Source organism: Amycolatopsis sp. NBC_00348 (genome assembly GCF_036114655.1).
In the GTDB taxonomy this organism is placed as follows: domain Bacteria; phylum Actinomycetota; class Actinomycetes; order Mycobacteriales; family Pseudonocardiaceae; genus Amycolatopsis.
In genome coordinates, this window is sequence record NZ_CP107994.1 from 4,193,786 (window position 1) to 4,208,783 (window position 14,998).

Consider the following 14,998-nt stretch of genomic DNA (forward strand, 5'->3'; position numbering starts at 1 on the left):
CGCTCAATCGCAATTGCTATTCCCAGCCCCCGGCGATGGGTGACCAGATGGCCCCCGCGAACTCCTAATCAGTCTGGGAGCGAGCCATACGGCAAACTCCTGGTCGGTAGCCGACCGGCAGGTGAGCACTCAGGATTCCTGGACGACCGAGTCCTGCTGAAAGATCGTGCCCCTGCCGGTTGGACGGGAGAATTGATCGCTGCTGGGATGTCGTGCCCCGCGCGCTGGTCGCGCGTGAGCACTGCTTGATTAGGTCGCTGATAGTTCTCCCGCCGGCTGCTCACGGTGACCGAGATCGGGAGGACAATTGAGGCTGTTCGCAGGAGACGACTGGGCTGAAGACCACCACGACGTGGAGGTGATGGACGGCTCCGGTCGCAGGCTGGCCAAGGCCCGGCTGCCCGAAGGCGTCGCCGGGATGGCCAGGCTGCACGCAATGATCGGCGAGCTGACCGGGGACGAGACCGACGAGGCCGAGGTGCTGGTCGGGATCGAGACCGACCGAGGCCCCTGGGTCGCGGCGCTGGTCGCGGCCGGATACACGGTGCTGGCGGTCAACCCGTTGCAGTCCGCGAGGTTCCGTGACCGGCTGGGGGTCTCGGGCGCCAAAAGCGACCCCGGCGACGCCCACGTGCTGGCTGACATGGTCCGCACCCACAGCCACGAGCTGCGGCCGGTCGCCGGGGATTCCGCGCGGGCCGAGGCGGTCAAGGTCGTGACCCGCACCCATAAAACCCTGATCTGGGAACGAACCCGTCACACCCAGCGGTTGCGGCACGCGCTGCGGGACTACTTCCCCGCCGCGCTGGTCGCGTTCGACGACCTCGACGCCGCCGACACCCTGGAGTTGCTGGCCAAGGCCCCCACCCCGGCCCAGGCCGCCCGGTTGACCCTCGCCCAGATCAACGGCGCGCTGAAGCGGGCGCGCCGCAAGAACATCGCCGGGAAGGCGACGGTGATCCAGGCCGCGCTGCGCGCCGAGCATCTCGGCCAACCGGATGTCGTGGCTGCCGCCTACGCCGCCTCGGTCCAGGCGCTGATCGCTGTCCTGACCGTCTTGGACGCGCAGGTCAAAACTTTGCAGGGGCAGGTGGAGGCCTATTTTGGCCAGCACCCGGCCGCTGAGATCGTCCTGTCCCAGCCTGGTCTGGGGCCGGTTCTCGGCGCCCGGGTGCTCGCAGAGTTCGGTGACGACCCCGACCGCTACGCCACCGCCAAGGCCCGCAAGAACTACGCCGGGACCTCGCCGATCACCCGAGCCTCCGGCCGGAAAAGGGTCGCCCTGGCCCGGTTCGTGCACAACGACCGGCTCATCGACGCGCTTCTGACCCAGGCGTTCAGCGCGCTCAGTCGCTCGCCTGGCACCCGCGCCTGCTACGACCGGCAACGCGCTCGCGGCGTCAGCCACAACGCCGCGCTTCGCCAGGTCGCCAACCGACTCGTCGGCATCCTCCACGGCTGCCTCAAAACCGGCACCCTCTACGACGAGACGACCGCCTGGTCGCATCACGCCGAGAACGTTGCTGCTTGACATCTACGCTCCTGGGATGTCTTTCAGGTCAACAGGTTCGGCCGACTCAGCGCCGGCTCCGCCGGTCGGGCGCGCTCCCGCGTCCGCGACCTGCTCGGCAGTCGCGCGGGCCGATGCGTCGAGCAGTACCGAGAACCGGGGATCGATGCGGATCTCGCGGTGCCAGGCGACCTGCGTGAAGACCTGGAACGGCACGGTCCACGGCACCTCGACCAGCCAGCCGTCGGCCAGCTTGCCCGCGACGCTGAGCCGGGGCAGCAGCGCGATGCCCAGCCCCGCGGTCAGCGCGCAGATGTCACCCGGTATCGGCGCGGCAAGAACCTTGGCTGCGGCACCCGACGTCCGGCAACTCGCCGGGTCGCCGGGCGCCGCACTCACGTTGATACGACAACCGGCCGCGTGTCAGGCGTAGCCCCGTTTGAGCATCATGCCGGCGGCCTTGTCGAACTCGGCGTCGGTCGGGATGGCGAAGCCCAGCGCGTTGGCATACTGGGTGACGATGTTGAACACGGCCGCGACCGCGGCCGCATCGTCGAGTTGTCGCCGGGTGGCGCCCGCGGCCAGCGCCGCTCGGATCTGCTCGCCCTGCAGTTCGTCAGGGTGCACGGTCATGGTTTCCAGAACGGCGAGCGTGGCGCGCAGAGGCTCCGAGATGGGTGCGGTCTGGTAGTCGGCGAGGGCCGCGTCCGCCACCGCCTTGTCCATCCCGTGCACGGCGATGGCCCGGTGCGCCCCAATGCAAAAGGGACACGAGTTCCACTTGGCGACCATCGCGACCATCAGCTCCCGCTCCGCCACGGACCATTCGCTCGGTCCGCGCATCGCGTCCTGCGTCCACGCGCCGAGGGCCGTGCCGACGAAACCCTTGTGGTAGAAGGCAACCCGGGCCGCGTCCGGGAGACGCGCACCCAGCGCCAAAGAGATGACCCGGATCAGCATCTTGCTGCGGAGACCGTCACCGCGTTCGACTTCAGGCAGGCGCATCGGTCGCCTCCGCGATGACACGGGCCGCGGTGTCCCAGCGAGCGAGGCCCGCCCCGACGCAGGCGGACATGACGACCTCGAACGTTGCCTTGTCGCTGCCCGCCGCCTGCCGGACGGCAGCGACCTCGGCATCGGTCACCCGGTAGGAGGCGTCACCGATCTGCCGGGCCAGCTCGTCGTACGGTTCGGCAACCGGCGGCCCACCCGCCGCCCGGGTCGCCACCGCGGTCCGCAGCGCGGCATCGGTGACTCCGGTGTTGCCGCCCACTGCGGTGCGCAATGCTTCCGCTCGATCGCGGTGTGAGACTGGGGTGCCTGTGCTCATGTGGCCTCTCCGCTATCGCCAGGATCAGGTCCGGTGGGGACGGTATCCGCTTCAGGCCCCTGCGGCATCCCGTTGCGTCGCGGCGCGGAACCGGTCGAGGTACAGCGGCCAGCCCGCGCCGGAGCCGAGGCCGGTGAAGCTCTCCCAGCCTTCGCCGTGCCGGTCGAGGTGCCGATGCTCGAGGGCGACCCGGGTGCGGTCGGCGCCTTCGGCGGTGAACCGGATCTCCACCTCGCCGGTGCGGTCCGGATCGGACTCCAGCTGCCAGCGCGGACTGATGTCCCAGCTGAGGACCAGCCGGCCCGAGGGCTCGTAGGCGAGGACTCGCGACCACATGCACCGGCTGTCGTCGGAGCCCACGTCGTACACGGTGCCGCCGGCCTTGGGCTCCAGCACCGTCCGCTCGATCGGATGTCGACCTGAACCGAGGTCGCGGCTGGTGACGTGCTGCTCATTCGCGCGACCAGCGGGAAGCAGGTTGCGACGGCTCGCCACGTTCACGCCATCGCTGTACGGCAGTGATCAGCGCGAAGGGAACCGACGCCCTGGACGAAGTGATGGCCACACATTCCTCATTGCTTGCTTTCCGGATACCCGTGCTACGTACAGACCACCACATCACAGAACCGGTGACGGTCCAAGTACTGCACTCCGCGGCGTCTGCTTGCGTGCCGGCTCAAGCTCGATCACAGGCAACGTCGGATATCCGGAGCCGGGTTTCGCTGGGGTGCGATCGGGTTGCCGTGGAAGCGACCCGGCGGCACCTGCTCGCCCCGCATCACCAGGGAGTTCGCGGCGATCGCGCAGCCCGCGTCCAGGTTCGTGTCGAACAGCGTGATCGCGTGCGGGCCCAGCGTGGCCCCCGAGCCGAGCGTCACCGGGCCCAGCTGCAGCACCCTATCCTGGAACAGGTGGGTCTGGAGCACGCAGCCGCGGTCGACGACGGCGCCGTCCCCGAGCGTCACCAGGTCCGGCTCGGGCAGCCACGTCGTCTCGCACACCACACCACGGCCGATCTTCGCACCGTAAGCCCGCAGCAGTGCCGTGTGCACCGGCGTGCCGACGATCCCTGCGCCGAGCCACCGCATCGCGAGCTCCTCGTGGTACACCGCCACCAGCTCGTTGCGCCACACGAACCCGCTCCACAGCGGATGCCGTCCCGGCGTGACGCGGCCCAGCAGCAGCCACTTCGCCCCGACCGCCAACCCCGCCGCGACCGGCCCGGCCGCCAGCAGCACCGGCCCGGACGCAGCGACCGCCCACGCCACACCGTCGCGCGCGCAAACCCAGGCCAGCACCGCGAAAACGGCGTAACCGAAGCACGCGCTGAGCGCCACCGGGACCAGCCGCGTCAGCTCCACGGCCCCGCGCGCGAAGACGAGCCGGCGAGACGGGGCACTGGTACGCGCGCGGTCGGCGGTCTCCGGCCGCCGGGGAATGCGCAGCGCCGGGCGCCCGACCCACGATGTGCCTTCCCCGGCCCGCTCGGGTGCCTGGGACAGGACGCCGATCAGGGCCCCGGACGGGACGGCGTGCCCGGGCGCGACTTCGGCCGAATTGCCGACGAACGCCCGGTCCCCCACCGTCGCGACCCCGCACAGCAGCCGCCCGCCGCGCAGCCGGTACGGCGCGACCGAGCTGTCGTCGGCGAGGAACCCGCCGGAGCCGACCGACATCAGCCGGGGCACACCGGACACTGTGGACGCTTCGGTGCCGCGGCCGATCTTCGCGCCGAGCAGCCGGAGCCAGCCGGGCGTGAGCAGGCTGGCGTACAGCGGGAACAGGCTGCCCCGGGCCGCGGACGCCAGGTTCTCGGTCAGCCAGGCCGCCCACGCGGCCCGGCTGTGCACCGGGTGCGCGCCGGGGCGCACCCATCGGCCCGCGAGCCGGGCCATCGCGGCCGTCAGCACCGCGACGAGCACGAGCGTCACCGGGCCGAGGACCGGGACCAGCCACAGGGTGGCCGGGCCCGCGGCGGCGGTGTCGAGCCAGGCGAACACGACCGCGGCCGGCAGGACGGCGGCGAGGAGCACGAGGCCGGTGAGCAGCGGCGTCGCGGTGTAGGCCGCGGCCCACCACTTCGAACGCGGCGCGGGCACCGGGAGCGACGACGCGGCCGGGACGTCGGCCGCCACGCAGGCGCCGGGCTCGACCACGGCGCCCGCGCCGACGACGACGTCCGCCAGCAGCGTGGCCCGCGCGCCGACCGTGGCCCCGGGGCCGACTTCGACCCGGCCGATCCGGACCACCGCGCCGTCGACGTGCCAGCCGGCGAGGTCGGCACCCGGCTCCACCGCGCACCCGGCCCCGAACACGCCCAGACCGGTGACTGGTGGCGCGGCGTGCAGGTCGACGCCGGCACCTACCCGGTTGCCCAGCAGCCGCGCGTACCCGAGGTTCCACGCGGTGCCTGGCAAGCCGCCCACCCCGGCGAGGGCGGCCACCCGCTCGGCGGCCCACAGCCGCAGGTGCGTCCACCCGCCCTTGCGGTACTCACCCGGGCGCAGGCCGGCCGTGAGCAACCGCGCGCCGGCCACGGCGAGCCCGACCCGGCCCGGGGTCGACACCAGCAGTACGAACCCGGCCGCCAGCAGCAGCCAGCGCGTCACCGGCACGGCCGGGCCGCCGAAGAGCACGTCGAACACGGCAGTGGACAACAGCACGGCCAGCACCCACCGGGCGCCGGTGACCCAGCTGCTCAGGCCGTACACGGCGGTGCGGGCGACCGCGGCGTGCCGGGACATCGGCCGCGCCGGCACCGCTGGAGTCCCGACGGCCGCACTGTCCACTCGAGACAGTGTGGCGGTCAGGGAGGCGAGGGTGGGGTGGCGGTAGACGTCGCCGATGGCGGCGTGCGGGAACCGGGTGCGCAGCGCGGAGACGAGCCGGGCGGCCGCGAGGCTGGTGCCGCCGAGGGCGAAGAAGTCCGAGCCGGCTCCCGGCAGGACGCCGAGCAGCTCCCGCCACCGCCCGGCGATCCAGGCGCGGTCCTCGTCGGTGTCTTCGGCGGCGCCGGCCGCGGTGGGCAGCGGCCAGGGCAGGGCCCGCCGGTCGACTTTCCCCGCCGGGGTCAGCGGCAGCTCCGGCAGTACGGCCAGCACGGGGACCAGCCCGTGCGGCAGGAGCCGGGCCAGCCGCGCCCGCGCGTCGCCGGTGTCGAACGTCCGATCCGGACAGCTGAGCCGCAGGTAGCCGGCGAGCACGGTGCCGTGGTGCACAGTGGCCGCCGCTGCGGCCACACCGGGCAGGGTGAGCAGGGCGGTTTCGACCTCGCCGAGTTCGATGCGGCGGCCGCCGATCTTGACCTGGCCGTCTGCGCGTCCCGCGAACACCAGCCCGCCCGGCTCCGCGCGGACCAGGTCGCCGCTGCGGTAGGCGCGGTCCCAGCCCAGCGCGGGCACCGGCGCGTACGCCGTCGCGTCCTTGACGGGGTCGAGGTAGCGGGCCAGGCCGACACCGGCGATCACCAGCTCGCCGGTCTCCCCTGGCGGGACGGGTTCGCCGGCCGGCCCGACCACGGCGACGTCCCAGCCGGCCAGCGGGACGCCGATGCGGACCGGCTCGCCCGTGCGCAACCGTGTCGCGGTGGTGACCACGGTTGCCTCGGTCGGGCCGTAGGTGTTCCACACTTCGCGCGCGCCGTCGTCGAACCGCTCGACCAGCTCCGCCGGGCACGCTTCGCCGCCGAAGACCAGCAGCCGGACCGCCGCCAGCGCGGCCGGCTCCCACAGCGCGGCCAGGCTCGGCACCGTGGACACGACGGTGACGCCACGCCCGGCCAGCCACGGGCCGAGGTCGGGCCCGGACCGGACGACCGCCCGCGGCGCCGGGACCAGGCAGGCGCCGTGCCGCCAGGCCAGCCACATCTCCTCGCACGAGGCGTCGAATCCGACCGACAGCCCGGCCAGCACCCGGTCGCCCGGTCCGAGCGGACGCCCGCGCAGGAAGATCCCGGCTTCGGCGTCGACGAACGCGGCCGCGGCGCGGTGCGTGACCGCGACACCTTTCGGCGTCCCGGTGGATCCCGACGTGAAGATGATCCAGGCGTCCTCGTCCGGCCCGGGCGACGCGGCGGTTCCCCGGGCGGGTGCGCAGGTGTGCACGGCGAGGCCGGTGACGACGACCGCGCAGACCCTGGCCTCGGCGAACACCTGCGCGGCCCGCTCGGGCGGTTCGTCGACGTCGACGGGGACATAGGCCGCGCCGGCGGCGAGGATCCCGAGCACGGCGACGTAGAGGTCGTTCGTCCCCGACGGCACCGACAGCCCGACCCGATCACCCGGGCCGACGCCACGGGCCCGCAGCGTCCGCGCGAGTTCGTCGACCCGGTCGGCGAGGGTGCGGTAGCTCAGGTTGTCAGTGCCGTCGTCGAGTGCGGGCGCGTCGGGGAACGTCGCCACGGTCGCGGCGAAGACGTCGAGCAGGGTGCGCGGTGGCGCGGCCGGGCCCCCGGACCACCGTGAAGCTTGCACGGGCCGGACGTCGGCAATGACCGAAGGCGTCATGAACTGCTCCTGGAATAAGCGAAGAATGGCCGCACGAACTCGGCGTCGCTGCCCACAATGGCAGGGACGCACCCGGTTTGCAGGTGACGATCACCACGATCTCAGCGTCTTCTCAGCGCACAACCGGGCGAACCGGGAAACGTAGGAGCAATACGCATTTACCTATTCTTGAAAGTTCGACTCCCATTTCACAAGAAACGCGCAGCGTTCACCTTTTCTGGTGAATCAGCGGAATCGACGCAACCACAGTGCGAGCACGCCTGGGGCGCGGTGCGCACGAAGGCCGAACCATCGTGGTGACGAGCAGGAACGAGCCGTCGTACGAGATCAGGCAACGTGACGCCGGTGACCGGCCAGCGACGAGCCGGATCCACGATTCGGGGTTGCGTGCGCGGGTCGCGACCACTGCGTGCCCGCGATGATCAGTGTCGCCACCCGCTGCCTCGAACCCGACTAGCGGGACTTTTCGGCGTCATCATGTCGTCGCCTCGGCGCGGCACGTGCACGTCAGGCCCGATCTTGACGCGGAAGGGTCACACTCGCCACGCAAGCCCGCGATCAGCCGACATCGACCGAGTCCGCAACTCAAGGAGCGCCTGTGGCCACCGTTCGTCGTGACGCCAAGCCCGAACACCCTGTCGTGGTCCACATGCGGGAGCATCGCGCCGCCAACGCGCAACTGCGGGTCGCCGACGCGATCACCAAGTTCGCCGGCTCGATGTCGTTCGTCTACTTGCATGTCCTCGCCTTCGCGATCTGGATGACGCTCGTCGAGAAGAGCCCGTGGCCGACCCTGACGCTGGTCGTGTCCCTCGAAGCGATCTTCCTCTCGACTTTCGTCATGATCGGGCAGAACCGGGCAGCGGCCTTCCAGCAGGCCAAAGCCGACCATGACTTCGTCGAACAGGAAACCGAACTCAAGACCAATACCCAGATCACCCGCGAGATCCACGCGCTGACCACGGAACTGGCCCGCCGGGCCGCCGAGACACCGTGACCCTCGTCGTGTCCAGCTTCCGAAGCAGCAACATCGCAGGATCCGTGCGTTCGCCACGGATGCCCGAGAACAGATGACATCCGAGCTCTGGCCGGAATTCGAGCTGCTGCGCAGACCGCTGCGGTGGGGGCCGAAGGCGTCCTGAGTGAGGTCAGTTCTCAGTGTCGCGGTGTGATGCCAGTCCAGGAAGCTCGACGGCTCCGCTGCCTGCCCGGCCTGTTGGCCGCCCAGGTGATCGGGTCCTTTCAACTTGGCAGCAAGACCCCTAGGCGATGTCAGAGTTACGCATGACGGCTGGTCACCGAGGCCTCGCCGGGGGTACCGGATTCGTCAGCACCGGACATGTCGGCGCGAATCGGTAGTCGGTTCATAGCCAGATCGCGCGACGATCGAGCTCGCCGGCGACCGTGGCCAGCTTGTCCTCCACGAGCCAGACGTCGTACCCGCCCAGCTGCAGCCGAAGGGCGACCGCCCCTGCATCGTCGGCTGCCCGAATTCGGCCAAACCACCGCTTGTGTGACCTGTCGCACAGACCTGTCCTGCCGACGTCGGCGCGAGTCGCCCCTTTCGACTGCGGTGACGTGAGCCGCGTCCGCCGAGTGGGCACCGTCTTGCCGGTGGCGGGCGGCTGGATTGCGGCTGGCGCTTGATCATGGATTCGGCATGCCGAAACAGCAGGCGACGCCGCCGCGTAACCGGACATTCGTGACGCGGTGATCTTGATCAACGGTTGCGGCAACACGAACCAGCAGGTCAGGGTGATGGTGTTCCGAAGGGGAGTAGCCCGCAAGCCCGCTGATCGACATGCTGAGAACCCCGGTGTTCTCCGGCAGCGGGACCCATCGGTGGTGGGTGGGCGAGACCTTCGGCCAGCTGATCGTGTGCCTGGCCGAGACCCCTGGACGTCGCGGCCGTGGCAGGCCGCCTCCGTCCGGGAAGGAGCCCCTGCACCGTGTTGACCAAGCTGCTACGCCCGATCGGGCTCTGCGTAGCCCTGACCGTGCCCGCCCTCGCCCTGCGCTTCTCCGGCGCGGCCCCGAGCCCGGTCATCGGGCTGCTGTTGTTCGGGATGGCTGTGGTCGCCTCGTCGTTCGTGCTCGCCTGGGCCGCCGAAGCCGCCCAGGTCGACATCTCCGGCGGGCTGGCGATCGCGATCCTCGCCGTCATCGCCGTGCTGCCCGAGTACGCCGTCGACCTCTACTTCGCTTACACCGCCGGGTCGGACCCCGAGTACGTCGCCTACGCCGCGGCCAACATGACCGGCTCGAACCGCCTGCTGCTCGGTCTCGGCTGGTCGCTGGTCGTGCTCATCGGTCTCGCGATCGCGAAGCGGCGCACCGGCAAGACGGTACGCGAGCTGACGCTGGATTCGCCCTACCGGGTCGAGCTCGGGTTCCTGGCGATCGCCTCGGTCGTCGCGTTCGTGATCCCCGCGACGGGGCAGATCTCGCTGCTGCTGGGGTTCGCGCTGCTCGGGTTCTTCGGGTTCTACCTCTGGAAAGTCTCCCGCGCCGACGTCTCCGAACCGCACCTGGTCGGGCCGGCCGCGACCATCGGCGCCCTGCCGAAACGTGCCCGGCGCGCACTGGTCATCGGGCTGTTCGTCTTCGCCGCCGCGGTGATCCTCGCCTGTGCCGAACCGTTCGCGCACAACCTGATCGCCGCCGGCACCGAGCTGGGGATCGACCGGTTCCTGCTCGTGCAGTGGCTGGCCCCGCTGGCTTCGGAGGCGCCGGAGTTCATCGTGGCGATCCTGTTCGCGATCCGCGGCAAGGCGGGCGACGCGATCGGGACGCTGATCTCCAGCAAGGTCAACCAGTGGACGCTGCTGGTCGGCAGCCTCCCGCTGGCCTACCTGCTCGGCGGCGGGGGTGCCGCGCTGCACTTGGACGCCCGGCAGGTCGAGGAGTTCCTGCTGACGGCGACGCAGACGCTGCTCGGGGTGGCCGCGCTGCTCGCGTTGCGGTTCCCGCGTTGGGCGGCGTGGACGCTGCTGGGCTTGTTTGCCACCCAGTTCGCGTTGCCCGGCCAGACCGCGCGCTACGTCCTGTGTGGCGTCTACGCGGTGATCGCGCTGGTCGCGCTGGTCCGCAACCGCCGCCACATCCTGCCGACGCTGGCCGCGCCGTTCCGCCGCGTTCCCAGCGACGCCGACGCCATCGGTGATGACCGGGACCCGAGCGTCCCGGACGTCACCGCCACGGCACGCCACTGAAGGCCCGCGGATGGCGACGAGGCCGCCACCGCGGCCGTCATCGACGTGGCGCTGGGCCCGCCGCTGGCACCGATCCCCGGGCGCACGCCGCGGCCGGACTGATCAGGAGCTGAGCCGAGCTTTCCTGCAGGAGTTGCGCGACGCGCTGCCGGCCGCGTTGCTCCGGGCTTTGCCGGGGGTGCCGGTGACGTTGCTGTTCGTCGTGTTCAGCCAGGCCAAGGCCGGCCAGACCGGTCCGTTGCTGATGCAGGTCTTCGGTCTCACCGAGCACGAAGCGGCCATCGTCATCGCTCACGCGCGCCTGGCCACAGGCGACGACCAGTCACCAGGATGAACTTCTCCCGTCGGCTCGACATTGCCGCCGGTTCAGGGTGGCGAGGGGCGGAACTGTCGGTACTGGTGCGTAAAGTCGCGGCGAGAGGTTCACCAGCCAGCTTCTCGGCCTCGCACCCGAGAACCAGCAGTTGGTGTCTCCGGGTGCTCCCGAAACACCGGTCGTATCTGGAGTGAACCCCACCATGAACGTCTCACGGTCGGCTGCGCGACGACCTGCCTACGCGATCGACGTCACCGATCGCGGTGATGTGGTCATCGTGACCGGGACCGGCGAACTCGACCTCGCAGCGGACCCGCTGCTGACGATGAGCCTGCAGCAGGCTCTGTCTCTCGGCAGATCGGTGGTCGTCGACCTGACCACGGCGGCGTGCTGCGGGTCGTGTGTCCTGACGCAGCTCGCTGCCGCCGGACGGCGGCTGCGGGGAACCGGCCGGACGCTGATCGTGGTGACGACGGTGTACGCCGTGTTGCGGCCGCTGGCGCTGCTGCACCTCGATCTGCTGCTCACGCTCGTCGCCGACCTCGATGCGGCGTTCGCCCGCCTCGGCGTGCCCCTTAGCCCAGTGGTTGGCGTGGCCGACGCTACATCCGAACCGGCCTGAGGTTCATACCCCCGCGGTGGGTCGGTCTTCCGATCGGTGCGAGCGAGTTCGCGGGCAGGCCGTGGGTGAGCACATTCCAGTCGGTGCGGTGCTGGTCGAACAGGACGGTGGAGGTGCCTGCCTTGATGTCGTGCTGCCGGACGAGGTCGTTGGCGGCGAGCGGGCATCGGCGGCACTGTCCGCACGCGGCCCTGATCGGCGGCGACGGACTGGCAGGTCAGGGACGATGAATGGGCTGGTCGTGTCCGATGTCTCACGGCGTCAGCCGACCGCCACGCGCAGTTCCGCCGGGCCGCGCAGGATCGTGTTCGGCCGGTACCGCGGCGGATCCGCCACCAGGCGCGGTGCGACCAGCCGCGTCGCGATCGCGGTGAGCACGGCCTCGCCCTCCATGCGGGCCAGCGCGGCACCCAGGCAGTAGTGGACGCCGCCGCCGAACGCGAGGTGCCGGTTGTCCGGGCGTTCCGGCCAGAATCGCTGCGCGTCCGGGAACCGCCGCGGATCGCGGTTGCCGGCCGCGAGCAGCAGGAGCACGCGGTCGCCCCGGGGCACGTCCGTGTCGCCGATGCGCACGTCGGCCGTGGTGAGGCGGCCGGTCAGCTGCACCGGTGGGTCGTAGCGCAGCACCTCCTCGACGACGGCGGGCGCGAGGCCGGGGTCGGCGCGCAGGCGAGCGAGGACATCCGGGTTGCGCAACAGCGCGAGCGTGCCGTTGGCGATCAGGTTCACCGTGGTCTCGTGGCCCGCGATGAGCAGCAGGCCGAGAGTGGTCGCCAGTTCCACCATGGTCATGCGCTCGGCCGGGTCGCCGTCGGTGAGCAGGCCGGAAATCAGGTCGTCGCCGGGTTCGGTGAGGCGCCGCACGATCATCGGCGTGAGGTAGGCGCGCCAGTCCTCGCGGGTCTTCGCGACGTCGGCGAGCTCTTCTTCCGTGAACGACTCCTGCGGGTCGAGCGCGCGGGTCAGGCGCGCGGCGAAGTCGTGGAACACCGGCTCCTCCGACCGCGGGACCCCCAGCAGTTCGCAGATCACCCCGACCGGCAGCGGGTAGGCGAGCGCGGACACCACGTCGAGCTCGTCGGCGCCGTCGAGACCGTCGACCAGCTCCGTGACCATGGCCTCGATCTTCGGTCGCATGCCGAGGATCCGCGGCACGAACTGGCGCACCACCTGCCCGCGCAGGGTGTCGTGGTGCGGTGGGTCCTGCTGCAGGAACGGGCCGCGGAACGGTGTGCCGTCCGAGCCCAGCGGCGCGTCCGGCTCGAACGTCATGGGTTCCTGCGCGGACAGCCGTGGGTCACGCAGCAGCCGGCTGATTTCGGCGTGACCGCTCACGGCCCAGACGTGCTCGTCGATCCGCTGCACGGGCTCGCGCGCCAGTTCGGCGAACACCGGGTACGGGTCGGGCCGCTGCGCGATGTCGAGCAAGCGGCCGTAGGGAACCGCCGCGGGGTAACGGGTCATGACTGTCCTCCTGGGACGGTGACGAGCTCGGGTGCGTCCGTGGCGCCGGTGGCGGGCGGGAACGGGGCGCGCTCGGTGATCAGGGCCGCGTAGCCGTCAAGCACCCGCGGCGAGTCGACCGCTACGGCACCGACCGTGATCCCGCCGCGGCCGTACACGGCGACGAACGAGCGGCGCTCGAAGGAGCCTTGGGCGAGTACGACGTCGGCGGCGAGGTGCGGCAGGCCGATGGCCTTGATGTTGAGACCGAACTGGTCGGACCAGAACGCGGGCAGGGCGGTGACCTCCCGCCGGGGGCCGCCGGCCAGGTTGTGCGCGGCGACATCCGCCTGGTCGAGCGCGTTGCCCCAGTGCTCGAAGCGTTGCGGCGGGGCCGCGAACCGCGGGTGCCGCCACCGCGCGACGTCGCCCGCTGCGTAGACCCCCGGGATGACGTCGCCGTCGACGTCGAGCACGCGGCACGCGGCGTCACAGTCCACTCCGGAGGGACCCGCGGAGACCCCGCTGCCGAGCAGCCACGCGGTGTTCGGCACCGAACCGGTCGCCACGACCACCACGTCCACGGGCAGGCGGGTGCCGTCCGAGAGCGTCGCGAGGCCGCCGTCGAGACCGGTCAACGTCGTCAGAGTCCGCAAGTCGACACCGTGGGCCCGGTGCCGGGCTCCGAGGACCGCGCCGACGGTGTCGCCGCACGCGCTCCCCATCGGCGTGGTACCGCGGTGCACGACGGTCACCGGCAGCCCGAGGTCGACGCAGCTCGACGCCACCTCCGACCCGGTGAACCCCGCGCCGACCACGAGCACCCGGTCCGGCCCGGCGGCGAGGGCCCGACGCAGGCGGTCGGCGTCGTCTCGCGTGCGGACCACGTGCGTGCCCGGCGGGCCGGGGCGGGCCTGGGCACCGGTGGCGACGACCAGGCCGTCGAAACCGATCCGGTCATCGCCGATCCGCACCTCGCGGGTGGTCAGGTCGAGCCCGGTCACGGGGCGGCCGAGCCGCCAGTCGGCGTCCAGGCCGCGGGCGACCGGTAGCTGGAGGTGGTCCGTGCCCAGCCGGCCGGCGAGCACCGCCTTCGACAACGGTGGCCGGTCGTAGGGCTCGTGCGGTTCGGCGCCGATGATGAGCAGCTCCCCGGTGAACCCGTTGGCGCGCAGCGACTCCGCCGCTCGCAGTCCGGCGAGCGACGCGCCGGCCACGACGATCCGCTTCACCGGTCCTCCCCGATGGTGACCGCGCCGACGGGACACGCGAGCGCGGCGCGGCGCACCTCGCGGGCGGCCGCCGCGTCCGGAACGTGGTCGTACTCCAGCGACTCCTCGCCCCGGAACCGGAACACCCCGGGGGCGGCGAACACGCACTGGCCGTAGCTCTGGCAGCGGTTGAGGTCGACGAGCACCTTCACGGCCGGACCGCCACCGACGAGGACTTCCGGCGCGCCGTCATGAGCAGCGTCCACGGCACCAGCCCGACGTACACCGCGACCATCAGGACCTGCGACAAGTCGGCGGCCAGGTCCACCGGCAGCAGGAAGATCGCGGCGACGCGCACCAGCGAGTCCACCAGCAGCCCGATGCCCCAGACCAGGGAAATCCGGTACCAGTGCGCTTGCCCGCCGGGCGCGTTCGCCGCGGCCCGGAACTGCTCGATCCGCCCGGAGGACCGGGCCATCCGCTCCGCCGCGTAGTAGGCGAACGGCTTGCGGAGAAGGCAGCTGCCCGCCATGACCAGCCCGGCGAGCAGTGACGTCGCGGCGTCCTTGGCGAGCAGCAGCCGCGCGTCGCCGCTGACGAACGCCAGTGCGAGGCCCACGCCGAACAACAGGAGCAGGAACAACGCGAACGGCTCCAGCCTTCGCTGGCGAACCACGACCCACAACACCCGTACGCCGGCGACGACGGTGCCGATCAGGAGCGCCTGGTAGCTGCTCGCGCCGGCCACATCGGCGACGAAGTACGCGGCCACGGGCAAGCCCACGTCCAGGGCCAGGGTGCCGATCAGGGTGCGCGCGGCCGACGTTTCGGGGACGGTCTTCTGCACTG

General features: G+C 71.4%; 14 protein-coding genes. 5 read left to right on the forward strand and 9 right to left on the reverse strand.

Features of this window, described 5'->3' with window-relative positions:
* Positions 1–307 precede the first annotated feature (307 nt).
* The gene (locus OHS58_RS18180; protein ID WP_442875495.1) at positions 308–1,531 is read left to right on the forward strand and encodes an IS110 family transposase; all 1,224 of its coding nucleotides are present in this window, start codon (positions 308–310) and stop codon (positions 1,529–1,531) included.
* A gap of 3 nt (positions 1,532–1,534) precedes the next feature.
* On the opposite strand, the gene OHS58_RS18185 is transcribed toward OHS58_RS18180, so the two are convergent.
* From OHS58_RS18185 to OHS58_RS18205, 5 genes are all read right to left on the reverse strand, one after another.
* Positions 1,535–1,909: a LysR substrate-binding domain-containing protein gene (locus OHS58_RS18185; RefSeq protein ID WP_328649131.1), complete on the reverse strand. Its 375-nt coding sequence runs from the start codon at positions 1,907–1,909 to the stop codon at positions 1,535–1,537.
* A gap of 24 nt (positions 1,910–1,933) precedes the next feature.
* A complete protein-coding gene (locus OHS58_RS18190; protein ID WP_328649132.1) occupies positions 1,934–2,515 on the reverse strand; it encodes a carboxymuconolactone decarboxylase family protein in 582 nt (193 codons plus the stop codon).
* Positions 2,502–2,840, reverse strand: coding sequence for a hypothetical protein (locus tag OHS58_RS18195; RefSeq protein ID WP_328649133.1), 339 nt, complete (start codon positions 2,838–2,840; stop codon positions 2,502–2,504). Before OHS58_RS18195 ends, OHS58_RS18190 begins: the two co-directional genes overlap by 14 nt.
* A 51-nt stretch (positions 2,841–2,891) precedes the next feature.
* Positions 2,892–3,236 (reverse strand): ATPase, encoded by a 345-nt coding sequence (locus OHS58_RS18200; RefSeq protein WP_328649134.1) that lies wholly within the window; start codon positions 3,234–3,236, stop codon positions 2,892–2,894.
* A gap of 290 nt (positions 3,237–3,526) precedes the next feature.
* Positions 3,527–7,345, reverse strand: a complete 3,819-nt coding sequence (locus OHS58_RS18205) for a Pls/PosA family non-ribosomal peptide synthetase (RefSeq protein WP_328649135.1) — start codon at positions 7,343–7,345, stop codon at positions 3,527–3,529.
* Between the two features lie 598 nt (positions 7,346–7,943).
* On the opposite strand from OHS58_RS18205, the gene OHS58_RS18210 reads away from it, so the two are divergent.
* The 4 genes from OHS58_RS18210 (at position 7,944) to OHS58_RS18225 (ending at position 11,495) form a co-directional block, all read left to right on the forward strand.
* Complete coding sequence (locus tag OHS58_RS18210; protein WP_326954096.1) at positions 7,944–8,342, forward strand: DUF1003 domain-containing protein; 399 nt, start codon at positions 7,944–7,946, stop codon at positions 8,340–8,342.
* A 952-nt stretch (positions 8,343–9,294) separates the two neighbouring features.
* A complete protein-coding gene (locus OHS58_RS18215; protein WP_328649136.1) occupies positions 9,295–10,557 on the forward strand; it encodes a sodium:proton exchanger in 1,263 nt (420 codons plus the stop codon).
* A 133-nt stretch (positions 10,558–10,690) separates the two neighbouring features.
* Positions 10,691–10,891 (forward strand): hypothetical protein, encoded by a 201-nt coding sequence (locus tag OHS58_RS18220; RefSeq protein ID WP_328649137.1) that lies wholly within the window; start codon positions 10,691–10,693, stop codon positions 10,889–10,891.
* A 172-nt stretch (positions 10,892–11,063) separates the two neighbouring features.
* On the forward strand, positions 11,064–11,495 hold the full coding sequence (locus OHS58_RS18225; RefSeq protein ID WP_328649138.1) for an STAS domain-containing protein: 432 nt from the start codon (positions 11,064–11,066) through the stop codon (positions 11,493–11,495).
* A gap of 261 nt (positions 11,496–11,756) precedes the next feature.
* Here the strand turns inward: OHS58_RS18225 and OHS58_RS18230 are convergent, their stop codons facing one another.
* From OHS58_RS18230 to OHS58_RS18245, 4 genes are read right to left on the reverse strand one after another with little or no spacing between them, the layout of a single operon-like run.
* Positions 11,757–12,959: a cytochrome P450 gene (locus OHS58_RS18230; protein ID WP_326954100.1), complete on the reverse strand. Its 1,203-nt coding sequence runs from the start codon at positions 12,957–12,959 to the stop codon at positions 11,757–11,759.
* Positions 12,956–14,170: an NAD(P)/FAD-dependent oxidoreductase gene (locus OHS58_RS18235; RefSeq protein WP_326954101.1), complete on the reverse strand. Its 1,215-nt coding sequence runs from the start codon at positions 14,168–14,170 to the stop codon at positions 12,956–12,958. Before OHS58_RS18235 ends, OHS58_RS18230 begins: the two co-directional genes overlap by 4 nt.
* Positions 14,167–14,361: a ferredoxin gene (locus tag OHS58_RS18240; protein WP_326954102.1), complete on the reverse strand. Its 195-nt coding sequence runs from the start codon at positions 14,359–14,361 to the stop codon at positions 14,167–14,169. Before OHS58_RS18240 ends, OHS58_RS18235 begins: the two co-directional genes overlap by 4 nt.
* Positions 14,358–14,996, reverse strand: a complete 639-nt coding sequence (locus tag OHS58_RS18245; RefSeq protein ID WP_328649139.1) for a VC0807 family protein — start codon at positions 14,994–14,996, stop codon at positions 14,358–14,360. The genes OHS58_RS18240 and OHS58_RS18245 overlap by 4 nt, the downstream gene beginning before the upstream one ends.
* Between the last annotated feature and the right edge of the window lie 2 nt (positions 14,997–14,998).